This is a genomic window from Acidovorax sp. GW821-FHT10E03, assembly GCF_059415205.1.
Window position 1 is genome coordinate 1 of record NZ_JBWKMU010000004.1, and the last position, 22744, is coordinate 22744.

Sequence of the window (22744 nt, forward strand, 5' to 3'; positions counted from 1 at the left end):
GGGTGCGCCACCGGTTCTGAGCGCACTTCACAACGGTTGTCTCCAAGTTTCAGGGCGCCTTCGGGTGCCCTTTTTTTCAGCGACAAGCGCGTTCACAGCATGCAACTTGAAGCATCTGCTAGCACAGAAAGATCTTGATAGCACGTTCCGGCCCGAGCCCGCTAATACTTGCGAGGACGAACGCAAACGACGGCTGTGCAGCGTTTGCTGTCGTTCGCAAAGCCTATTCCGAACGTCCGCTGTCGGCCAAGAAGCGGGCCTCCTGGACTGACAAAACCACTTCGCCCACCGAATCGGAGCGCAGCAGGTCTTTGGCTCTCAGCTCTGCGAGGATGAGACTGGGCAGTTATGACAGCATTTCCTCTGGCTGGGCTCGTATCCAGGCCTTCACTTTGTCCGGAGGCAGCGAAGAGTCAGTGATGAGGCCCGCAATTGCGGATGCGGTGATTCGGGACAGCCCGAACTCTACGAGCGACCTGCCGGTCTTCGTTGACAGCCGAAATGTGCGCGGCGTCTTGAAACCGCCACAAATGCCCGTATCATTAGCACTCACCACAGACGAGTGCTAACACCGCACCGCCTGCCGGAAATTTCGCAGCGCCTGGTCCCCCGGGTGCTGGTAAGTCAGCTTTTTTTCACTGAAAACAGGAGCAATGCAATGAACCTTCGCCCTCTGCACGATCGCGTGATCGTCAAGCGTATCGAAAGCGAAACCACGACCGCCTCCGGCATCGTGATCCCTGACAACGCCGCTGAAAAGCCCGATCAAGGTGAAGTGCTGGCCGTTGGCCCCGGCAAGAAGAACGACAAGGGCGAACTGATCGCCCTGAACGTGAAGGTCGGCGACCGCGTTCTGTTCGGCAAGTACTCGGGCCAGACCGTCAAGGTCAAGGGCGACGAACTGCTGGTCATGAAGGAAGACGACCTGTTCGCAGTCGTCGAGAAGTAATCCTTTCTCCTTCGGTTTACTCACTTTTTCATAGCTGCTAGCGCTTTACCAATAAGCGCTAGAAGCATTTTTGATTCAAATCTTGTAGGAGCCAAACATGGCAGCAAAAGACGTAGTTTTCGGCGGCGAAGCCCGCGCACGCATGGTTGAAGGCGTGAACATCCTGGCCAACGCGGTCAAGGTGACCCTGGGCCCCAAGGGCCGCAATGTGGTGCTGGAGCGCTCGTTCGGCGCCCCTACCGTGACCAAGGACGGTGTGTCCGTGGCCAAGGAAATCGAACTCAAGGACAAGCTGCAGAACATGGGCGCCCAGCTCGTGAAGGAAGTGGCCTCCAAGACCAGCGACAACGCTGGTGACGGCACCACCACCGCCACCGTGCTGGCACAAGCCATCGTGCGCGAAGGCTTCAAGTACGTGGCCGCCGGCATCAACCCGATGGACCTCAAGCGCGGTATCGACAAGGCCGTGACGGCCCTGGTCGCCGAGCTGAAGAAGGCTTCCAAGCCCACGACCACCTCCAAGGAAATCGCCCAGGTGGGCTCGATCTCCGCCAACTCCGACGAAACCATCGGCAAGCTGATCGCTGACGCCATGGACAAGGTCGGCAAGGAAGGCGTGATCACCGTGGAAGACGGCAAGTCCCTCGACTCCGAACTGGACGTCGTGGAAGGCATGCAATTCGACCGCGGCTACCTGTCGCCCTACTTCATCAACAACCCAGAAAAGCAATCCGCCATTCTGGACAACCCCTTCGTGCTGCTGTTCGACAAGAAGATCAGCAACATCCGCGACCTGCTGCCCACGCTGGAGCAAGTGGCCAAGGCCGGCCGTCCGCTGCTGATCATTGCCGAAGAAGTCGAAGGCGAAGCCCTGGCTACCTTGGTCGTGAACACGATCCGCGGCATCCTGAAGGTCGTGGCCGTCAAGGCTCCAGGCTTTGGCGACCGCCGCAAGGCCATGCTGGAAGACATCGCCATCCTGACGGGCGGCAAGGTCATCGCTGAAGAAGTGGGCCTGACCCTCGAGAAGGTGACCCTGGCCGACCTGGGCCAGGCCAAGCGCATCGAAGTGGGCAAGGAAAACACCATCATCATCGACGGCGCCGGCGCCGCTGCTGACATCGAAGCCCGCGTCAAGCAAGTGCGCGTGCAGATCGAGGAAGCCACGTCCGACTACGACCGCGAAAAGCTGCAAGAACGCGTGGCCAAGCTGGCTGGCGGCGTGGCCGTGATCAAGGTCGGCGCTGCCACCGAAGTCGAAATGAAGGAAAAGAAGGCCCGCGTGGAAGACGCGCTGCACGCAACGCGCGCAGCTGTGGAAGAAGGCGTTGTGGCCGGTGGTGGCGTGGCCCTGCTGCGTGCCAAGCAAGCCGTGGGTGACTCGATCAAGGGTGACAACGCCGACCAGGAAGCCGGTATCAAGCTGGTGCTCAAGGCCATCGAAGCGCCCCTGCGCGAAATCGTGAACAACGCCGGCGGCGAAGCCTCGGTGGTGGTGAACGCTGTGTTGGCCGGCAAGGGCAACTACGGCTTCAACGCATCGAACGACACGTACGGCGACATGCTCGAACTGGGCATCCTGGACCCCACGAAGGTCACCCGCACGGCCCTGCAGAACGCTGCCTCCGTGGCATCGCTGCTGCTGACGACCGAAGCCATGGTTGCAGAAGCACCCAAGGACGAGGCCGGTGCTGGCGGCGGCATGCCCGACATGGGCGGCATGGGTGGCATGGGCGGCATGGGCATGTAATTGCCCGGCCGCTCCGGGTGGAACCCAGGTTCTGCCCGGTAGCCCACAAAAAACCCCGCAGGTCGCAAGACCTGCGGGGTTTTTTACTTGGAACACGTGAAGCACGTCGTGGCGCGGGCCGCTCTTTCGACATTTGTATCGCGATTCACTGCACCGCGCCAGCCCAGAGCAAAGGGCCCGGCCTTCGCATGGGCACTGTCCCGTGCCAGTGCCGCCGTGCAAGGGCCGCCCCGCCGCATGGGCGGCGTCCCCCTCGGGGAAGACGCGAGGCGGCTCAGGGGGGTTAAAACCTATACGTCGCGCTCAGCACCACGTTGCGGCGCGTGGCCCACCAGCAGTCACCGCGCGACAGGCAGGTGCTCATGTACTTCTTGTCGGCGAGGTTGCTGATGTTGAGGGCATAGCGCCAGTCCTGGGTATCGTAGGCCAGCAGCGCATCGACCACCCCGGCGGACGGAACCTCGGGGCCGGTGCCGTCGCGGAACGACGACAGCCAGCGGTAGCCCGCGCCCGCCGAGAAGCCGCGCACACCGCCGATGGAAAAGCGGTACACGCCCCACACGGCGGCCTGGTGGCGGGGAAGCCCTTCCAGCAGGGGATCGACGTCCGTGTAGTTGTAATGGGCCGTCAGGTCGAAGGCCGTGGCCACGCGGGCCTTGTACTCCAGCTCCAGGCCCTTGTTGCGGGTCTGGCCCACCTGCAGCGAGTTGTCGGGGTTGGTCGGGTCGGCCACCTTCTGGTTCTTTTCCTTGAGGTCGTACACCGCCGCCGTGAATTGCGTGGAGCTGCCCGCGGGCGCGTACTTCACCCCCACCTCGATCTGCTCGCCCTGCAGCGGCTTGAAGCGCTGGCCATAGGCGTTGGTGCCGCTCACGGGGCTGAAGGACTCCGCGTAGCTGATGTAGGGCGTCCAGCCCCCGGCCAGCTGGTACATCACGCCCAGGCGCTTGGTGGTGTCGCTCGTGCGGTCATCCGTCTGGCCCGCCAGGCCGTTCACGGCGCGGTCGTGGCGCAGGCCGGCGATGAAGATCCACGGGCCCCACTTCATCTGGTCCTGCACATACAGGCCGCTTTGGCGCTGCACGTTCTCGGGCCTGGCGATGAGCGTGGGGTTCAGGCGGTGGCCGTACACCGGCGCATAGGCGTCGATGGGCGTGTTGTAGGCATCGTCCGCCTCGTTCTTGTTCTCGGTCTGCCGGTTCCAGTCCACGCCCAGCAGCAGCTGGTGGCTCAGCGCGCCGGTGGTGAGGTTGCCCTGCAGGTGGGTGTCGACCGCGGCCATGCGCGTGCGCGTGACGTTCTTGCCGTAGATGCGGCCCGTCAGGCGCTGGTTCACGGGGTCCCAGCCGAACCCGCCGGGGACCGTGAAGAAATCGGCGTAGTGGTAGCCGCCGCGGTTCTCGTTGCGCGCCAGGCGCAGGTTCTGGCGCACCGTCCAGGCATCGTTGAAACGGTGCTCGAACAGGTAGCCGATGGATTCGCGGTCGCTGTCGTAGTAGTCGCCGGGCTCGCCGATGAAGCGGTTGATGGGCAGCATGCCATTGGGGTTGGGCAGCAGCGTGCCCGACCAGGGCAGGAACTGCGCCGTGCTGCCCGTGCGGTCCTGCTGCCAATGGGCCTGCAGGGTGAGCGACGTGGCGGCATTGGGCCGCCAGGCAAGCGAGGGCGCGATCAGGCGCCGGTCGTTCTGCACGTAATCGGTCTGCGTGTCCGCATCGCGCGCCACGGCCACTAGGCGGTACGACCATTCGCCGTCCTGGGTGAGCGGGCCGGTCAGGTCGGCCTGCAGCTGCTTGCGGTTCCAGCTGCCGATCTGCACGCCCACCTCGCGCTGCGCCTCCTGCAGGGGGCGCTTGCTCACCATGTTGACCACGCCGGCCACCGTGCCTGCGCCGAACAGCATGCCCGAAGGGCCGCGCAGCACCTCGAGGCGCTCCAGCGTGTAGGGCTCGGCGGGGGTGCTGCTGGTGTACCAGTTGTAGTTCTGGCGCAGCCCGTCGAGGTAGGTGTCTGGCGAGCTGCCGCGCACGCGCACGCTGTCGGAACGGCTGTCGAGGCCGTAGGCGTCGCTGCGCACGCCCGCCGCGTACAGCAGCGCCTCCTGGAAGGTGGTGGCCCCCTGGTCCACCAGCTGGTCGCGGGTGACCACGGTGACGGACTGCGGGGTTTCCGACAGCGGCGTGTCGGTCTTGGTGGCGGTGGCTGCATTGCGCGCGCGGTAGCCCACCACCGGGCCGGTAGCCGTCTCCTTCTCCGCGCTGGCGTCGACGCGCACCTCGGACAGCGTGGCCGCCGCGCCCTGTGCCACCGCCCAGGTAGGGGCCAAACCGAAGGCCAGCGCGATGCCCATGCAGACCGCCGTCTGCCGATGTTGGATTGCCATGATTTTTCAGAATGGAAGTAAGAATGATTACCATTTTAAAAATCAAAGCAGCCTCCTGGACGGATCCGGCGCGGGATGTCGTACAACGACAACATCCCTGGTCCCCGATTTTTTCCTGAATTCATCAAATTTAATAGCGGCTTGCGCTTGTATATCAAGCGCCAGGGCCACTTTTATTCACTATCCGGGCGGCGGCCTCCCTCCAGAAGAACCAGGGCGATGCCCATATGCCCACAAGCGCGGCCCCAACAAAAAAGCCCGCCGGCCGTAAGGCAAGCGGGCTTCGCGGGTTGCAGGCCAGGCGGGCCTGCCTGGCGCGGGATCAGCCCTCGCTGGGCTGCACCCACCAGTAGATCAGCACCAGCACACCGATGCCGGTCAGGGTCAGCAACTGCCACCAGCCCGAGCGGCCGATGTCATGCAGGCGGCGCGCGCCCACGGCCAGCGCGGGCAGCACCAGCGCGAGGGAGACGATGCCGGAGATCACGTCGCCCAGGAAGCTGGCGACCACCATCACCGCGACCTGGAACAGAAAGAACCACCAGAACTCGGAGCGCACGGCGCGACCCGAGAAACCCGCGTACTGCGTCAGGCAGCTTTTGACAGCCGAAACAAAATCCATACAGAACTCCCTCTCTTTGAAACGTGAAGCCGTTGTGGCAGGGCCAAGCCCCGCGCCATGATAGGGGCGCACAGGGCATCCAGTCCACACGTCCCACCACCCCATCGGCGGCCCCACGCCCGGCAGCCGGGCCACAGGGCAAATTTTGCTTCTTTTTTTATAGCTTGCAGCGCTTGCCGGATAAGCGCTGAAGGCCTATTTGAGCATGAATTCTGGTGCTCACGCGTCCTTGCGCAACGCATGCGTGTCGCGCGCCAGCTGCGTGATGCGCGCCCAGTCGCCCGCACGCACGGCGTCGGCGGGCGTCAGCCACGAGCCGCCCACGCAGCGGACGTTGGGCAGCGCCAGGTAGTTGGACGCGGTGGCCTGGGTGATGCCCCCCGTGGGGCAGAAGCTCACCTGGCCGAACGGGCTGGCCCAGGACTTGAGCAGCGGGATGCCGCCCGCGGCCTCCGCCGGGAACAGCTTGAGGAACGAAAACCCGTCCGCCAAGGCCGCCATGATCTCGCTGGACGTGGCCACGCCCGGCAGCAGTGGCAGGTTGAGCCCCTTGCAGGCGCTGCCCACCTCGGACGTGTAGCCAGGGCTCACGGCAAAACGCGCCCCGGCCTCGCTGGCGCGCCGCGCATCGTCGGCATTGAGCACCGTGCCCACGCCCACCACCGCTTCGGGCAACTGGCGCGCGATGGCGGCGATGGCGGGCAGGCCGGCGGCGGTGCGCAGCGTCACCTCCAGCACCTTCACGCCACCGGCCAGCAAGGCCTCGGCCAGGGGCAGCGCGTCTTCCACGCGGTCGATCACGATGACGGGAATGACCGGGCCATGGCTGGCGATGTCGAGAGGATTCATGGGTTTGTGCTCCTTGGTGTGTTCGGTGTCGGATGCCGCAAGCGGCCTACAAAACTAGCGCGGCGCGATGCCAGTGCACCCGTGGAACGGGCTTTGCCAGGCCACCGGGTGCGTCCCCCTCCCGCGCAGGGAGGGAGGAGGAAGGCGCGCAGCGACTCAGGGGGTGCATCCTGCTACAGCCATGTGCAGGCGCCTTGTTCCGCACCGCCCGCGTGGCGGCGGAAGTTGGTGAAGAGTTCGCGGCCGAAGCCGGTGGCGGGGGGCGCGGTGTAGGGCGCCAGGGGGCGGGCGGCCCAGGTGGCCTCATCGACCAGCACATCCAGCGTGCCGGCCACGGCATCCACCCGCACGATGTCGCCATCCAGCACCTTGGCCAGCGGGCCGCCGGCCAGCGCCTCGGGCGTGACGTGGATGGCGGCGGGCACCTTGCCCGACGCGCCGCTCATGCGGCCGTCCGTCACCAGCGCCACCTTGAAGCCCTGGTTCTGCAGCACCGCCAGCGGCGGGGTGAGCTTGTGCAGCTCGGGCATGCCGTTGGCCTGCGGGCCCTGAAAGCGCACCACGGCCACCATGTCCTGCTGCACCTCGCCCGCGCTGAACGCGGCCAGCAAGGCCTCCTGCGAATCGAACACGCGCGCGGGCGCCTCGATGACGTGGCGGTCTTCGGGCACGGCCGAGACCTTGATCACCGCGCGGCCCAGGCGCCCCTGCAGCAGGCGCAGGCCGCCCGTGGGGGAAAACGGATGGGACACCGGGCGCAGCACGGTCTCGTCGCCCGACACCGCCGGTGCGCCCTGCCCGCCCGCGGCGATGCCGCCCGCGTTCACACTGCCCACGCCCGGGTGCATGAAGCCCCCTTGCAGCAGTTCGCGCAGGATCCACGCGGGCCCGCCCGCGGCCTGGAACTGGTTCACGTCGGCATCGCCATTGGGGTACACGCGGGCCAGCAGCGGCACGGCGGACGACAGCTCGTCAAAGTCCGACCAGTCGATCAGGATGCCCGCGCTGCGCGCAATGGCCACCCAGTGGATCAGGTGGTTGGTGGAGCCCCCCGTGGCCAGCAAGGCCGCCATGGCATTGACGATGCAGCGCTCGTCCACCATCCGCCCGATGGGCGTGAAGCGCTGGCCGCGCTTGCCGATGTCGAGCACGGTGCGCACGGCCTGGCGCGTGAAGGCTTCGCGCTCCTCGGTGCCGGGCGGTGCAAAGGCCGCGCCGGGCACGTGCAGGCCCATGGCCTCGAGCAGCATCTGGTTGCTGTTGGCCGTGCCGTAGAAAGTGCAGGTGCCAGGGCTGTGGTACGCGGCGGACTCGGCCTTGAGCAGTTCGTCGCGCCCCACCAGCCCTTGCGCGTACTGCTCGCGCACCTTGGACTTGTCCTTGTTCGACAGCCCCGTGCCCATGGGGCCCGCGGGCACGAACACGCAGGGCAGATGCCCGTAGTGCAGCGCGCCGATGAGCAAGCCGGGCACGATCTTGTCGCACACGCCCAGCAGCAGCACGCCGTCGAACACATCGTGGGACAGCGCTACCGCAGTGGCCATGGCAATGGCGTCCCGGGAGAACAGGGACAACTCCATGCCGGGCGTGCCCTGCGTCACGCCGTCGCACATGGCGGGCACGCCGCCCGCCACCTGCGCGGTGGCGCCGTGGCGCGCGGCCTCGTCACGCAGGATGGCGGGGTAACTCTGGTACGGCTGGTGGGCCGACAGCATGTCGTTGTAGGCCGTGACGACGCCGATGTTGGGCGCCTTCTCCACGGTGACCTTGAATTTTTCGGCGCCGGGCAGGGCCGCGTAGGCATGGGCCAGATTGGCGCAGCCCATGCGGTCTTGCGCGGGCTTGCGGGCGATCATGGCCTCGACGCCGGCCAGATAGGCGGCGCGGGTGTCCTTGCTGCGCTCGATGATGCGGGCCGTCACGCGCGCTACGACTGAATGCATGGGATGCTCCATCGGTGGGTTGGGCCTGGGCACCTGTTCCGGGGCAGGCCACTGTTTGAGGCCCTAGAATGTAACTCGATAACCATCCCATTTCAACCCATGACCTTGCAGTGCCTGCCCCTTGCGCCCTCCGAACTGGGCGAATCGCCGTTCTGGCACCCCGAGGAAAAATGCCTCTATTGGTGTGACATACAGGGACTGGCGGTGCACGCCTGGACCCCGGGGGACGGCCGCCACCGGCAATGGAAGACCCCCAGCGAACCCGGCTGCTGCGCGCCCGCCGCCGACAAAAAAATAGTAATCGGGTTACGGGACGGCTTTTACCTGCTGGACACCACCACCGGCGCGTTCACCCTGCTGGCCCTGCTGCCCCCCGCCCGCCACGACACCCGCGTGCTGCGCCTGAACGATGGCCGCTGCGATGCGGCGGGCCGGTTCTGGGCGGGGTCGGTCATCAGCCCGCGCACGGCCCCCGACGCCGCGCTCTGGCGCCTGGAGGTGGCCGAGGGTGGTTACCGCGTGCACTACATGGCGGGCGACAACTTCACCGCCAACGGCCTCGCGTTCAGCCCCGACAACCGGTATCTGTACTGGTCCAACACCCCGGAGCACCGCATCGACCGGTTTGACTTCGATGTGGCGACGGGCGCCATCGCCAACCGACAGCCCTGGGTGCAGTTCGGCCGCAAGGTGGAAGGCCAGCCCTACGGCGGCCGGCCGGATGGCGCGGCGGTGGATGTGGAGGGCAACTACTGGGTGGCGATGTACGAGGGGGCGTGTGTGCTGCAGCTGTCTCCAGCGGGGCAAGTGCTGCAGCGCATTGAAGTGCCAGTGCAGTGCCCGACCATGGTGTGTTTTGGAGGGGCGGATTTGCGGACGCTGTACATCACGTCGGCGCGGGCGGGAAGGCCGGTGGAGGAACAGGAGGTGGCGATTCCTGCGGGGTCGCTCTTGAGCGTACGGGTCACGGTGACCGGTCTTCCGGTGAACCGCTTCAAGGCCTGAACCGGGCAGGCAAAGGCGCGCGGGGCGGGGCCTCGCGGCATATTGCCCATTCAAAGTTGAGCGCAGTAGACGTCGCGGCGGCGGCTGAACTTACCGGGTGAGCACCGGGCGGGGGCCAGCGCGACTTTTCAATCCTTGCTCCCAGTCCGTCCGCCGGGTCCGCATCAGGATCAGCACACCCAGAACCGTTCCGATGGGGAATGCAAAAAGCAGCAGGATTCCGAGAGTTCGCGATAAATTCCGACCCCACAAATGGCCGGAGCGGACACCACGCAATGCGGCGCAATGAAGCACGAAAGGCGTGCCGAAGATGCCCGCAAGAATCAACACCCCGCTTCCACTCGCGTTGTCACCGGCCAAGTAAATGACGCAAAGCAGCGCCGCGCCGATGCCGTAGAAGATTGACAGCCCGAAGTGGATTCGGGCGAGCGACCTGTTCATGAACTGCTCCTTTTGGCGGGATCGTTCCTGTGCACCATACCCGCCCCGCCATGCATGCGCCGCCGCAGCCGCGTGCGGTGCCAGCCGAGGCGACGAAGCCCACGGCTCAATCACCCGTTTTCATCGCCCCCAGCACGTCATAACACGCCCCCATGTTGTGATAGTCCACCTTCCCCGCGTTGCTCTTCTCTCGCGTGTGGTTGCGGTTGGCACCGTCCAGGACGCGAAACCACGCGCCGTGTTCGTGGTCCACGAAGTGCTCCCAGCAATACGCCCAGATTCGGTCGTACCAGTCCCAATAGCGCTCGTCGCCCGTGCGCACAGCCAGCACCGCCGCAGCCGCCATGCTCTCGGCCTGCACCCAGTGGTATTTGCCGTCGTCGCAGATGCTGCCGTCGGGCGCCATGCCGTAGACGATGCCGCCGTGCAAGGCATCCCAGCCCTTCTCCAGCGCTGTGTCGAAGAGGAAGCGCGCACAGGGCAGATGCCAGTCCGCCGGCGCCAGGGCGTCCAGTTGCAGCAGCAGCTTGGCCCATTCGGTCTGGTGGCCGATCTGGTAGCCCCAGGGGCGGAAGATGTTGCTGCGGTCGTGGCGGTTGTATTCCCAGTCCACGGACCAGTCGGCCTGGTAGTGCTCCCACACCCAGCCTTCGGCAGCGGGGGCGCTGGCAGGGTTGGATAACGCAGCCTGCCGCTGGCAGATGCCTTGCGCCAGTTGCTCTGCACGCTCGATGTAGCGGCGCTCGCCCGTGGCGCGAAAGGCCGAGATCATGGCCTCGCAGGCGTGCATGTTGGCGTTCTGGCCCCGGTAGTCCGCCAGCACCCAGTCGGGCGACGCCTCATCGGCGTACAAGCCCTGCGCGGGCTGCCAGAAGTGCTGCCCGGCGGTGTCGAAGGCATCGGCCAGCCAGCCGCGTGCCTCAGGCACTCCGGCCTCCAGTGCCCGTGCATAGGCCAGCATCACGAACGCCATGCCGTAGCAATGCCGCGTGCCATCCAGCACCGTGGCACGGCCGCCCTGCCAGTCGATGAGCCAGGCGTAGCCGCCGGTGGCGGGGTCGAGGAACGCAGTGCGCAGAAACTGCAGCGCGTGCACCATGCCGCTCTGGTAGCGCGCCTCGCCCGTGGTGCGGTAGAGCATGGCATGGGTGACCACAAAACGCGTGGCGCTGACCAGGTGGCGGGTGCGCGTGTCGTACACCGTGCCGTCGTCCAGGAAGAAGTGGTACATGCCGCCGCTCGCGTCGGTGGCCACGGGCTCGTAGAACGCCATGGTCTGGCGGATGTGCGCGCGCAGGAAGTCGGCGGACCGGAAATCCGGCCGGGGTGCGGTCATGGTGTCTCCTCGAAAATCGCCAGTGCCCGTGGTCGCGCCGCCACAGGACGGCCGCCACCGGTCTTTGTCAAATGCCGGTGCGCAGCCGGGCGAGCAAGCCGGCGGTGGAGCCGTCGAGCCCTGCGGCATCGCCGCTGGCCAGGCGCGCCTCGATGTCCTTGGCCAGCACCTTGCCCAGCTCCACGCCCCACTGGTCGAAGCTGTTGATGCCCCACAGGCTGCCGCTCACGAACACGCGGTGTTCCTGCAGCGCGATCAACGCGCCCAGCGACGCGGGGGTGAGCGCATCCAGCAGCAGGAAGGTGCTGGGCCGGTTGCCCGGGAAGTGGCGGTGGCCGTCCTCCCCGTCCTTGCCCACCATCAGCGCCTGGGCCTGCGCCAGGGCGTTGGCCAGCAGCTTGTCGTGGTGGCCTTCCAGAGGATGGGTGGGCTGGCGCACGGCGATGAGCTCCAGCGGCAGCACGTCGGTGCCCTGGTGCAGCATCTGGAAGAACGCGTGCTGGCCGTTGGTACCCGGCTCGCCCCACAGCACGGGCGACGTGGCATAGGGCAGCGGCTGGCCGTCCAGCCCCACGCGCTTGCCGTTGCTTTCCATCTCGAGCTGCTGCAGATAGGCCGGCAGGCGGCGCAATGCCGCGTGGTAGGGCGCGATACAGCGGCTGGTGAAGCCATGGAAGTTGCGGTACCAGATGTCCAGCAGGCCCAGGCGCACCGGCAGGTTCTGCGCCAGGGGCGCCGTGCGAAAGTGCTCGTCCATGGCGTGCGCTCCGGCGAGCAGATCGCGGAAGCCCGCCGAGCCAATCGCGATCGCGATGGGCAGGCCAATGGCCGACCACAGCGAATAGCGCCCGCCCACCCAGTCCCAGAAGCCGAAGGTGGTGGTGATGCCCAGCGCCTTCGCGGCATCGACATTGGTGGTGAGCGCCGCAAAGTGGCGCCCCACATTCTGACCGCCTTGCGCCGCAAACCAGGCCAGCGCCGAGCGCGCGTTGGTCATGGTTTCTGCGGTGGTGAAGGTCTTGGAGGCGATGAGGAACAGCGTGTTCTCGGCCTTGAGCGACTGCAGCACCGTGTGCAGTTCGTGGCCGTCCACGTTGGAGACAAAGTGCAGCCGCTTGCCCCGCGCGCGGAACTGCTCCAGCGCCAGCACCGCCATGTGCGGGCCCAGGTCCGAACCGCCGATGCCGATGTTCACCACATCGGTGACGGCGCCATCCGCACGCACCGTGTCGGCATAGGCCAGCATGGCATCCAGCGTGGTGTGCACCTGGGCCAGCTTCTGCGCGATGTCCGGCCCGTCGCCGGGCAGCGCCAGGCCCCGGGGCCGGCGCAGCAGCGTGTGCAGCACGGCGCGCCCTTCGGTGCTGTTGATGGGCTGGCCGCCGAACATGGCGTCGCGGTGCTGTTCCAGGCCACAGGCACGGGCCATGTCCAGCAGCAGCGTCTCGGTGGCGGCGTCCCACAGGTTCTTGGAAAGATCCGCAAACACCTCGGGCGCGTGCTGGCTGAAGTGCCCAAACCGCTGCGCATCGCTGGCAAAGGCCTCCCGCAGGTCCAGACGGTTGCCATCTGCGGTGAACGCGGCCTGCAACTGAGGCCACTCTAGGGTTTGGTCGCAACGGAGGGAGGGCATGGTGGATTCAGGATATCGGGGAGGTGAAAACCGGCGAGATAGTAACTTGATTACACAATTTTTCTGATACTTTTCTGCGCACGAACTGTCAAAAAACGTTTACAGCCTCTACAGCTACACAACCCAATGTAACGAGATTACAATTTCCAGCCTCAGACGCACAACAACACCCTGATATGGAGACCCCATGAGTTTTGACCTTGTCCTGTTCGGTGGAACAGGTGATCTGGCGTGGCGCAAACTCATGCCGGCGTTGTTCCAGGCGTTCCGGCACGGAACGCTGCCCGAGGGAGGCCGCATCATTGCGGTGGCGCGCGACGAGCTGAGCCATGAACAATACCGCAGCCTGATCCAGTCGCGCTTTGACAGCGTGGATCTGGCCAAGCGCCCCACCCCGGACGAGTTCGAACGCTTCGGCGCCCTGCTGCACTACCTGCGCATGGACCTGTCGCAAACGCAGGACTACGCGCGCCTGGCCACCTTGCTGCACGAGCGCGCCGCCGACACCGTGGTGATGTACGTGGCCACCGCGCCCAGCCTTTTCACCAACGTGTGCGAACAGATCGCCGCCGTGGGCCTGAACGGCCCCGCCACCCGCGTGGTGCTGGAAAAGCCCCTGGGCCACGACCTCAAGTCCAACCAGGCCATCAACGACACGCTGCGCCGCGTGCTCAAGGAAGAGCAGGTCTTTCGCATCGACCACTACCTGGGCAAGCCCGCGGTGCAGAACCTGTTTGCGATGCGCTTTGGCAACGCGCTGTTCGAGCCACTGTGGCGGCGCGAGAACATCGCCAACATCCAGATCACCATCGCCGAGGAGCTGGGCGTGGAAACGCGCGGCGCCTTCTACGACCAGACCGGCGCGCTGCGCGACATGGTGCAGAACCACGCGCTGCAGCTGCTGTGCGCCATCGGCATGGAGCCGCCCATCAACTCCAGCGCCAATGCGATCCGCGACGAGAAGCTCAAGGTGCTGCAGTCGCTCAAGCCCTGGAGCATGGAGACCATTGGCCAGCACGTGATCCGCGGCCAGTACGCCGCGGGCAAGACCCACGGGCACAACGTGCCGGGCTACCTGCAGGAAAAAGGCGTGGCCAGCGACAGCACCACCGAGACCTTCGTGGCGCTGCGCACCGAGATCAGCAACTGGCGCTGGGCCGGCGTGCCGTTCTACATCCGCACCGGCAAGCGCCTGGCGGGGCGCGACGCGCACATCGTCGTCAACTTCCGCCCCGTGCCGCACCCCATCTTCAAGATGCCCTCGGGCGCGGTGAACCGGCTGGTGATCAACCTGCAGCCCAGGGACGGCCTGGAGCTGCACCTGCTGGCCCAGGGCGCGGCCCAGCACCAGACCGAACCCGCGCTGTCGCAGGTGGCGCTGAACCTGGACTTCGACCAGCGCTTCGGCACCGAGCGCGTGGGCGCGTACGAGCGCCTGCTGCTGGACGTGATCGCCGGGCGGCTGAACCTGTTCGTGCGCAGCGACGAACAAGAAGAAGCCTGGCGCTGGGTGGAGCCCATCCTGCAGCACTGGAAGAACGACCCCGCGGGCCCGCGGCCGTACGCACCGGGCAGCTGGGGCCCGAGCGCCGCCAGCGCCATGATCGCGCGCGACGGGCATTGCTGGAGCGAAGAGATGTGATGCCATGGAAAAGAAAGGCCCTGCGGGGCCTTTCTTGCTCCCGGCCCCGGCGGTCTAGCGCCTGACGGGCCCCGGCCCCACCAGCTCGATCGGCAGACCGTCCGGATCGGCGAAGAAAGTAAACGACGCGCCCGTGAACGGATCGATGCGCACCGGCTCTGCCGCCACGCCATGCGCGGCCAATGCCGCCAGGCTGGCGTCCATATCCGCCACGCGCAAGGCCAGGTGGCGCAGGCCGCAGGCCTCGGGATACGACGGGCGGGCCGGCGGGTTCGGAAAGGAAAACAGCTCCACTTGCGAACCATCGGGCAATTGCAGGTCCAGCTTGTACGACTCGCGCTCGGCACGGAACACCTCGTTCACCACCGGCAGGCCCAGCACCTCGGTGTAGAAGCGGCGCGAGCGTGCGTAGTCGCTGGCGATGATGGCCACATGGTGCACACCGCTGACCTGCAAGGCGGGGCCGCTCATCCTCCGGAGCCCGCGATGTCCAGCGCGCGCGACGCGCCGTGCAGCGCGGGCGTGGCGCTCGGATCGATGACCCAGCAGGGTATCGACGCGAGGTAGGGCTGAAACCGCCCCTTGGCCTCGAACCGCGCGCGGAAGGAGGATTTGTCGAACCACGCGCCCAGGCGCGGCACCATGCCCCCGCCGATGAAGACGCCCCCGCGTGCCCCCAGGGTGAGTGCCAGGTTGCCCGCCACGCTGCCCAGAAAGCCGCAGAAAAGATCCAGCGCCTCCAGCGCCAGCGCGTCGTGGGACTGCAGGGCCAGCTCGGTCACCTGGGAGGCCGAGCTGACCTCCTTGCCACCCCGCTGCGCGAGGCGGCGCAGCGCGTGGTACAGGTCCACCAGCCCCGCACCACACACAGCGCGCTCGGCCGACACATGGCCGTAGCGCTCCTGCAGGATGGCCAGCACATCGAATTCACGCTGCGTCTGCGCCGCCAGCGACACATGCCCGCCTTCGCCCGACAGCGGCACGCCGCTGCTGGAGCCCGGTGGAAACACCAGCCCCGACACGCCCAGGCCCGTGCCCGGGCCCAGCAGCGCTATCGCGGCGCCCGGCACCGCCTCGCCGCCGCCCACGGGGCGCAGCAGGTCGGGCGTGAGCAGGGGCAGCGCCAGTGCCAGTGCGGTGAAGTCATTGATGACTACCAGCCGCTCGAAACCAAACGCCTCGCGCACCGCGCGCTGCGAAAAGCTCCAGCTGTGGTTGGTCATGCGGATCGCGTCGCCTGTGACGGGGTTGGCGATGCCGAACGCCGCCTCGCGCGGCGCGGGCACGCCCACTTCCTTCAGGTAGGCCGCCAGCGCGGCATCCACGGTGGGGAACTGCGCGCAGGGCAGCACCCGAGTGTCGTTCAAGGGACCGCCCGGCTCGTTCTGCCAGGCCAGCCGGATGTTGGTGCCGCCGATGTCGGCGAGAAGGCGCTGAGGGTGCATAGGAAAAAGATGGAGACCAAAGGTCACACGCCCCGCTGCCCTGCGGCAGACGGCGGCCCGTGGATCATGAATGCTATTATTTATATAGCTATTCGCGCTTTATGGACAAGCGCTGGAGCCTCTTTTTACCTGAATTACCTCTCCAGGCAAAGACCAAAGCCCCTTCTTGCGGCGACCCAGCGGCGGGAGGCTCGTCCTTCTCAGCCCGTCAATCGCTCTTCGGACTTCGCATCGAACCAGTGGGCGTTGGCCGGTGCCACCGTCAGGCCCACCTGGTCGCCCGGCTGCACCCGGGTTTGTGCGTCGGTGCGCAGCGTGACGCTGCCTGCGGCGGTGTCCACCATCACGTAGGTGTCGGGGCCCGTGGGCTCCACCACGCTCACCTGCCCGCGCCAGGGCGCATCGTCCTGCAGTTGCAGGTGCTCGGGGCGCACGCCCAGCAGCATCTCCGCGGCGCCCGTGGGCGGTGCCAGGTCCAGCGCAGCGCCCACGATGCCAAACTGACCGCCGGCCTGCACGCCACCGCGCAGCAGGTTCATGGTGGGCGAGCCGATGAAGGTCGCCACGTAGGTGTTGGCCGGGCGGTTGTAGATCTCGTCGGGGGTGCCCAGCTGCTGCACGACGCCGCCCTTCATCACCGCGATGCGCGAGCCCAGGGTCATGGCCTCGACCTGGTCGTGCGTCACGTACACGCTGGTGATGCCACTGGCCTGGTGCAGGCGCTTGATCTCGGCGCGCATCTCCACGCGCAGCTTGGCATCCAGGTTGGACAGCGGCTCGTCGAACAAAAAGAGCTGCGGCTGGCGCGCCAGCGCCCGGCCCATGGCCACGCGCTGGCGCTGGCCTCCCGAGAGCTGGCTGGGCCGGCGGTCCAGCAGGTGGCTGATCTGCAGCATGGCCGCCACTTCGTCGATGCGCTTTTGCCGCTCGGGCCTGGGCATCTTGCGCATCTCCAGCGCAAAGCCGATGTTGTCGGCCACGGACAGCGTGGGGTACAGCGCGTAGCTTTGGAACACCATGGCGATGTCGCGGTCGCGCGGGGGCATGCCCACCACGTTCTTGCCGGCGATGCGGATCTCGCCCTCGGTGGGCTCGTCCAGGCCCGCAATGATGTTCAGCAGCGTGGACTTTCCGCAGCCCGAGGGGCCGACCAGGATGAGGAACTCGCCTGGCGCGACGTGGATGTCCACCTTGCGCAGCACCTCCACGCTCTTGTCGCCCTTGCCAAAACGCTTGTTGATGCCTGCGATGTCGAGTGATGACGCCATGATCTCTACTTACCTTCTTAACCTTTGACGGCGCCGGCAGTGAGCCCGCGCACAAAAAACTTACCGGCCAGCACATAGATCACCATCGTGGGCAGGCCCGCGATGATGGCGGCCGCCATGTCCACGTTGTAGGCCTTCACGCTGGAGCTGGTGTTGGCCAGGTTGTTCAGGCCCACGGTCACCGGCTTGGAGTCGGTGCCCGAGAACACCACGCCGAACAGGAAGTCGTTCCAGATGTTGGTGAACTGCCAGATCAGCGTGACCATGATGATGGGCGTGGACAGCGGCAGCACGATGCGCCAGAAGATCTGGAAGAAGCTCGCGCCGTCCATGCGCGCGGCGTTCACCAGCTCTTTCGGAATGGCCGCGTAGTAGTTGCGAAAGAACAGCGTGGTGCCGGCCAGGCCCGCCAGGCAGTGCACCAGCACCAGGCCCGTGATGGAGCTCGACAGGCCCAGCCAGCCGAGCACCTGGCTCATCGGCAGCAGCACCACCTGGAAGGGCATGAACACGCCGAACAGCAGCATGCCGAACAGCGCATCGCTGCCCCGGAACTTCCACAGGCTCAGCACGTAGCCGTTGAGCGCGCCCCACACGGTGGAGATCAGCACCGCCGGCACGGCCATGGCCACCGAGTTCAGGAAGAACGGGCGCAGGCCGTTGCAGTCCACGCCGGTGCAGGCGCTGGACCACGCGGTGCCCCAGGCCGACCAGTTCAGCGCGGCGGGCAAGGCCAGCAGCGACGTGCTGCGGATTTCCTCGGCGTCCTTGAAAGACGTGACCAGCATCGCGTACAGCGGCAACAGGAAAAAGGCGGTGGCCAGGGCCAGCACCGCGTAGACCAGCAGGCGGCCCACGGAAGGAAATACAGAAGGCTTAGCGGTCATGGGGCTTGGTCCGCAGTTCGCTGTAGAGATAAGGAATGACCAGCGCCGCCACGGTGGCCAGCATCATGGTCGCGCTGGCCGCGCCCAGGCCGATCTGGCCGCGCGAGAACGACATGGTGTACATGAACGTTGCGGGCACGTCGGTGGCAAAGCCGGGGCCACCGGCCGTGAGTGCCATCACCAGGTCGAAGCTCTTGATCGCCAGGTGCGACAGCACCATGAGCGTGGAGAAGAACACCGGCCGCAGCGCGGGCAGCACGATGCGCCAGTAGATGCGCGGCAGCGATGCGCCATCGACCTGCGCGGCCTTGATGATGCTGTCGTCGATGCCGCGCAGGCCCGCGAGGAACAGCGCCATCGCAAAGCCCGCGCTCTGCCAGATGCCGGCGATCACCACGCAGTAGATGGCCATCTCGGTGTCCACCAGCCAGCCGAATTCAAAGTTCGGGAAGCCCCAGTCGCGCACCATTTTTTCGATGCCCAGGCCCGGGTTCAGCAGCCACTTCCAGGCCGTGCCCGTGACCACGAAGGACAGCGCCATGGGGTACAGGTAGATGGTGCGCAGCGCGCCCTCGGCGCGAATCTTCTGGTCTAGCAGCACCGCCAGCACCACACCGATGGCCAGGGACCCGCCCACGTAGCCCACGCCGAAGATGCCCAGGTTCTTCAAGGCCACCCACCAGCGGTCCATCTCCCACAGGCGCTCGTACTGCGCCAGGCCCGCCCACTCGTAGTTGGGCAGCATGCGCGAAACGGTCAGGCTCAATACGCCGTTCCACAGCATCAGGCCGTAGATGAACGCAAAGCCCAGAACAAAAGCCGGTGTCACGACCAGCTTGGGCAACCATGTCTCGAACGTATTCTTGGTCATCGCCGGTCCACCCCATGGTGAAGAAACATCCCCCTCGGGGGCAGCGACCCGCGCGGCGGCGGAGCGTGGGGGTCATTTTTCATGGCTGCGAAAAAATTTCTGGCATGTGCCTGCATATGAAAAAAAGGGGGGCACGCACAGAGTGCCCCCCAAAGAACAAAGTCACCTCTGACTAACTCGCTAACTCACTTCACCATTCCATGTCCGGGCCACAGGGGCCGCCGCGCCGGGCCAAGCCCCGCGCCGCGCCTCCCTGCGGCCCGAAGTGGAATCACTTACCACCAGACCTCGTACTGCACACCCACCAGCGTGCGCGAAGTCTTGCCGTTGGCACCGAAGGTGGCCGCATTGGCCACGGCGGCGGCCTGGTTCCAGTTGGCCTTGGTCACATACAGGCGCAGCTCGGGGCGCGACCAGAAATCTTCCGACAGGGCCAGGGCACCCGCCAGCGTGACCTTGGACAGGCGCTGGTCGGGGCCCGTGCCCTTGCGCGTGGTGGTGGACAGCTCGGCCAGCATCTTGAAGTTCTGCGTGAACGCGTACGAACCACGGCCGCCCAGCGAGAAGTCCTTGGTCTCCACGCCGGTCAGGTCGGCCTTGTTGGTCTGGTAGCCAATGAGCGCCTGGCCGCCGAAGGGGCCGCTTTGCCAGTTGATGGAGTCAGCGATGCGCGTGGAGCGCCGGCCGGGCCGGCTGCCGTCGATGGCCTCGAACTCCCCGTCGATGCGGGCATGGCCCCGCGAGGTCTGCAGGTACAGGGTATTGCTGATGCTGGGCAGCAGGAATTCCTTTTGCGTGTGCATCAGCGAGACGCCCGAGCCCGAGCCGCCATTGGCCTGGCCCTTGCCGCCCACGGCCGTCAGCAGCACGCGCAGCTTGCCGCCGGGGTTGGTGTTGATTTCCGACAGGTCGGCGTTGATGCGGTGCGCCTTGACGTTGTTGGGCAGGTTGCCGTCGAACTTGTCACCGGTGAACACGCCCACACCCAGCTTCATGCCGCCGATCGGCACGTCGGTCACGCCGGCGCCGATGTTGTCGCCGTAGTTGAGCAGGAAGTAGTCGACGATGTGCACGTCCTGGATCCGCAGGCGGCGCTGGCCGGCCCAGAACTTGGCCTCGGGCGAGAACGAGAAGCCGCTCATTTCCACGTAGGCCTGCTCGGTGCTGATGTCGCCGCTGCCCCACTTGGCGGGCATGTAGTTCACCTTCCACTTGATGCCGTTGGTCTCGAAGCCGCGCGCGAAGTTGACTTCGATGCCGTTGTCGCCCTCGTTGCCCAGGCGGAACTTCTGCAGCTCGCCGCCGAGCGACAGGTTGCCCTTGACGCCGTCGGAGTGGTTGAACACGGGACCACCCCGCGAGTAACCGTTCATCTCGAAGCCGGCAACTTCCAGTGCCATGGCTCCATTCATCGCGCATGCGGCGGCCAAAGCCACCGCCGTGAGGCGGTTTCTTTTCATCATGTTGATTCCCTCAGTGGTGGTGGTTTATTTGGTCTTCGCGGCGGTCGCGATCTTCTTCATGGCGTCGGCGACGCTCACCTTGTCGTCATTCCAGAACTGGCTGACCACGTCCTTGATGGCGCCTTCCGTGGCGGGCGCGATCGCCATGCCATGGGCCACGCTGGGCAGCAGGCTGCCGCTCTTGGCGGTGTCGGCGAAGTCCTTGGCCGAGGCCTTGGCGCAGTCGTCGAACTTGTCCATCTTCTGGCCGGCGCGCACCGGGATGGAGCCCTTGTTGAGGTTGAACACCTCCTGGAATTCGGGGCTCATGATGGAACTGGCCAGGTCGCTCTGCGCCTTCTGGGCAGCGGCATCCTTGAGCTTGAACAGGATGAACGAGTCCACGTTGAAGGTGAACGACGTGGTCGTGCCCGGCGCCGCGGCGCACAGGAAGTCCTTGCCCGGCGCCTTGTTGGCCGCCAGGAACTCGCCCTTGGCCCAGTCACCCATGAGCTGGAAGCCCGCCTTGCCCTGGATCAGCATGGCCGTGGCCAGGTTCCAGTCGCGGCCGGGTGCTCCGGGGTCGGTGTACGACTTGATGCGGCGGAAGGTCTCGAGCGACTTCTTCATGGTGTCGCTGTTGATGGCCTTGTCGTCAAGCTTGACCAGGGCGTCCTGGTAGAACTTGGGACCACCGACACCCAGCACCACCGATTCGAAGGTGGTGAAATCCTGCCAGTTCTGGCCCCCGTGGGCCACGGGCACCAGGCCCGCGGCCTTGAGCTTGTCGGCGGCGGCGAAGAACTCGTCCCAGGTCTTGGGCATGGCGGCCACGCCGGCCTTCTTCAGGGCCTCGGAGCTGCCCCACATCCAGTTGACCCGGTGCACGTTGACGGGGGCCGCCACGTAGGCGCCCTTGTACTTCATGACGTCGGCGACCACCTTGGGCAGCAGCTCGTCCCACTTCTCGGCCTTGGCCAGGGCGTCCATGTTGGCCAGCACGCCTTCGGAGGCCCACTCCTGGATGGCCGGGCCCTTGGTCTGCGCGGCCGAAGGCGGGTTGCCCGAGATCACGCGGCTCTTGAGCACGGTCATGGCGCTGTCGCCGCCGCCGCCGGCCACGGCGAAATCACGCCAGGTGTGGCCCTTGGCCTGCATGATCTTCTTGAGCTCGGCCACCGACTTGGCCTCGCCGCCCGAAGTCCAGTAATGCAGGACCTCGACCTCCCCCGCGCTGGCGGACATCGCTGCCGCCAGGCCCACCGCCACTGCGGCGATCTTTGTCATCTTCCACATACCCTTGTCTCCTCGATGTTTGAATCCGTTTGGTGCGCAGCAGACCGGTGCCGTTCAGCGCAGTCGGTACTTTAATTACAATAATTAATGAACATATCAGGACTTTCCCGGGGTGTGCTTTCTCCGCCAGGGCTCCACCCTGTTACCGGATTACGTGCGGCGCGCAGGCCCACCCCCGCGCCACCCCGGGCAGGCGGACCGGCGCGGCCGCGCAGGCCGCTTTGTTATGCTCAATCCCATGGCCACGATACTGATAGTCGAAGATGATGCCCTGTTGCTGGACGCGCTGACCGGGCAACTGCAGCAGCTGGAGTTCGGCGTCTGCACGGCGTCGAGCGTGGCCGAGGCCACCGCCCTTTTGCAGGCGCAGGCGGTGGACGGCATCATCCTGGACCTGGGCCTGCCGGGCGCCGACGGCATGGAGCTGCTGACCTGGGCGCGCACCCACATCGCCGGCCTGCCGGTGCTGATTCTCACCGCGCGCGACGGCGTGGAGGACCGCGTGCTGGGCCTCAACGCCGGGGCCGATGACTACATCACAAAACCCTTCAACATGCAGGAGCTGCAGGCCCGCCTGCAGGCCATGCTGCGCCGCGCGCGGCAACCGGCGTTCACCCAGGCGAGCAGCGCCGGGGGCCCCGGCACCACCATCGGCCCCCTGGCGCTGGACCACGCCAGCCACAGCGCGGCCCTCGACGGCGAGCCGCTGGACCTCACCCAGCGCGAATGGGAGCTGCTGGAGCTGCTCGTGAACCGCTGCGGCGAGGTGGTCACGCGCGACGACGTGCTGGCCGCCTGGCGCGCCAGCCCGCCCGAGCCCGGGCAGACCGCCGCGCCGCTGAACTCCAATGCGCTGGAGGTCTACGTGCACCGGCTGCGCAAGAAGCTCGACCCATCGCCGCTGAACATCCGCAACATCCGGGGCCTGGGCTACATGCTGGCGAAACCATGAACAACCCCCTGAGGCGCTGCGCGCCTTCCC

At 66.3% G+C, this 22744-nt stretch carries 19 protein-coding genes; 5 read left to right on the forward strand and 14 right to left on the reverse strand.

The features are described 5' to 3' along the window. Positions 1-658 precede the first annotated feature (658 nt). Both AC07OD_RS08105 and groL read left to right on the forward strand, forming a co-directional pair. Positions 659-949, forward strand: a complete 291-nt coding sequence (locus AC07OD_RS08105; RefSeq protein WP_005799501.1) for a co-chaperone GroES — start codon at positions 659-661, stop codon at positions 947-949. 97 nt (positions 950-1046) lie between these two features. Next, the gene (gene groL / locus AC07OD_RS08110; RefSeq protein ID WP_218340408.1) at positions 1047-2699 is read left to right on the forward strand and encodes a chaperonin GroEL; all 1653 of its coding nucleotides are present in this window, start codon (positions 1047-1049) and stop codon (positions 2697-2699) included. 283 nt (positions 2700-2982) lie between these two features. Here the strand turns inward: groL and AC07OD_RS08115 are convergent, their stop codons facing one another. The 4 genes from AC07OD_RS08115 to edd form a co-directional block, all read right to left on the reverse strand. After that, complete coding sequence (locus AC07OD_RS08115) at positions 2983-5082, reverse strand: TonB-dependent siderophore receptor (protein ID WP_218340409.1); 2100 nt, start codon at positions 5080-5082, stop codon at positions 2983-2985. 322 nt (positions 5083-5404) lie between these two features. Further along, on the reverse strand, positions 5405-5704 hold the full coding sequence (locus AC07OD_RS08120; RefSeq protein WP_218340410.1) for a DUF805 domain-containing protein: 300 nt from the start codon (positions 5702-5704) through the stop codon (positions 5405-5407). A 219-nt stretch (positions 5705-5923) separates the two neighbouring features. Continuing rightward, entirely contained in the window at positions 5924-6553 is a 630-nt protein-coding gene (gene eda / locus AC07OD_RS08125; RefSeq protein WP_218340411.1) for a bifunctional 4-hydroxy-2-oxoglutarate aldolase/2-dehydro-3-deoxy-phosphogluconate aldolase, read from the reverse strand. Between the two features lie 173 nt (positions 6554-6726). Further along, entirely contained in the window at positions 6727-8496 is a 1770-nt protein-coding gene (gene edd, locus AC07OD_RS08130; RefSeq protein WP_218293346.1) for a phosphogluconate dehydratase, read from the reverse strand. A gap of 99 nt (positions 8497-8595) precedes the next feature. Here edd and AC07OD_RS08135 point away from each other — a divergent pair, with 99 nt between their 5' ends. Next, positions 8596-9501 carry an SMP-30/gluconolactonase/LRE family protein gene (locus AC07OD_RS08135; protein WP_218340412.1) on the forward strand — a complete coding sequence of 302 codons (906 nt, stop codon included), beginning with the start codon at positions 8596-8598 and terminating at the stop codon, positions 9499-9501. A 90-nt stretch (positions 9502-9591) separates the two neighbouring features. On the opposite strand, the gene AC07OD_RS08140 is transcribed toward AC07OD_RS08135, so the two are convergent. The 3 genes from AC07OD_RS08140 to pgi all read right to left on the reverse strand — a co-directional run bounded on the left by AC07OD_RS08140 (position 9592) and on the right by pgi (position 12911). After that, positions 9592-9942 (reverse strand): hypothetical protein, encoded by a 351-nt coding sequence (locus AC07OD_RS08140; protein WP_218293344.1) that lies wholly within the window; start codon positions 9940-9942, stop codon positions 9592-9594. A gap of 106 nt (positions 9943-10048) precedes the next feature. Further along, the gene (locus AC07OD_RS08145) at positions 10049-11278 is read right to left on the reverse strand and encodes an AGE family epimerase/isomerase (protein WP_494596065.1); all 1230 of its coding nucleotides are present in this window, start codon (positions 11276-11278) and stop codon (positions 10049-10051) included. A gap of 67 nt (positions 11279-11345) precedes the next feature. Next, positions 11346-12911: a glucose-6-phosphate isomerase gene (gene pgi / locus AC07OD_RS08150; RefSeq protein ID WP_494596067.1), complete on the reverse strand. Its 1566-nt coding sequence runs from the start codon at positions 12909-12911 to the stop codon at positions 11346-11348. Between the two features lie 187 nt (positions 12912-13098). Between pgi and zwf the strand changes: the two genes are divergently transcribed. After that, positions 13099-14553: a glucose-6-phosphate dehydrogenase gene (zwf, locus tag AC07OD_RS08155; RefSeq protein ID WP_218293341.1), complete on the forward strand. Its 1455-nt coding sequence runs from the start codon at positions 13099-13101 to the stop codon at positions 14551-14553. A gap of 54 nt (positions 14554-14607) precedes the next feature. On the opposite strand, the gene gloA2 is transcribed toward zwf, so the two are convergent. From gloA2 to AC07OD_RS08190, 7 genes are all read right to left on the reverse strand, one after another. Beyond that, a complete protein-coding gene (gene gloA2 / locus AC07OD_RS08160) occupies positions 14608-15024 on the reverse strand; it encodes an SMU1112c/YaeR family gloxylase I-like metalloprotein (RefSeq protein WP_492244375.1) in 417 nt (138 codons plus the stop codon). Then, positions 15021-15998, reverse strand: coding sequence for a glucokinase (gene glk / locus AC07OD_RS08165; RefSeq protein ID WP_492805532.1), 978 nt, complete (start codon positions 15996-15998; stop codon positions 15021-15023). Before glk ends, gloA2 begins: the two co-directional genes overlap by 4 nt. Before the next feature lie 200 nt (positions 15999-16198). Continuing rightward, positions 16199-17266 (reverse strand): ABC transporter ATP-binding protein, encoded by a 1068-nt coding sequence (locus tag AC07OD_RS08170; RefSeq protein ID WP_494596070.1) that lies wholly within the window; start codon positions 17264-17266, stop codon positions 16199-16201. Between the two features lie 17 nt (positions 17267-17283). After that, positions 17284-18153, reverse strand: coding sequence for a carbohydrate ABC transporter permease (locus tag AC07OD_RS08175; RefSeq protein WP_218340419.1), 870 nt, complete (start codon positions 18151-18153; stop codon positions 17284-17286). Then, entirely contained in the window at positions 18143-19024 is an 882-nt protein-coding gene (locus AC07OD_RS08180; RefSeq protein ID WP_492244372.1) for a carbohydrate ABC transporter permease, read from the reverse strand. The genes AC07OD_RS08175 and AC07OD_RS08180 overlap by 11 nt, the downstream gene beginning before the upstream one ends. 275 nt (positions 19025-19299) lie before the next feature. Continuing rightward, positions 19300-20487 carry a carbohydrate porin gene (locus AC07OD_RS08185; protein WP_255591227.1) on the reverse strand — a complete coding sequence of 396 codons (1188 nt, stop codon included), beginning with the start codon at positions 20485-20487 and terminating at the stop codon, positions 19300-19302. Positions 20488-20511: 24 nt separating this feature from the next. Then, positions 20512-21762, reverse strand: coding sequence for an ABC transporter substrate-binding protein (locus AC07OD_RS08190; RefSeq protein ID WP_218293335.1), 1251 nt, complete (start codon positions 21760-21762; stop codon positions 20512-20514). A 238-nt stretch (positions 21763-22000) separates the two neighbouring features. Here AC07OD_RS08190 and AC07OD_RS08195 point away from each other — a divergent pair, with 238 nt between their 5' ends. Further along, positions 22001-22714 (forward strand): response regulator transcription factor, encoded by a 714-nt coding sequence (locus AC07OD_RS08195; protein ID WP_218293334.1) that lies wholly within the window; start codon positions 22001-22003, stop codon positions 22712-22714. Positions 22715-22744: the final 30 nt, after the last annotated feature.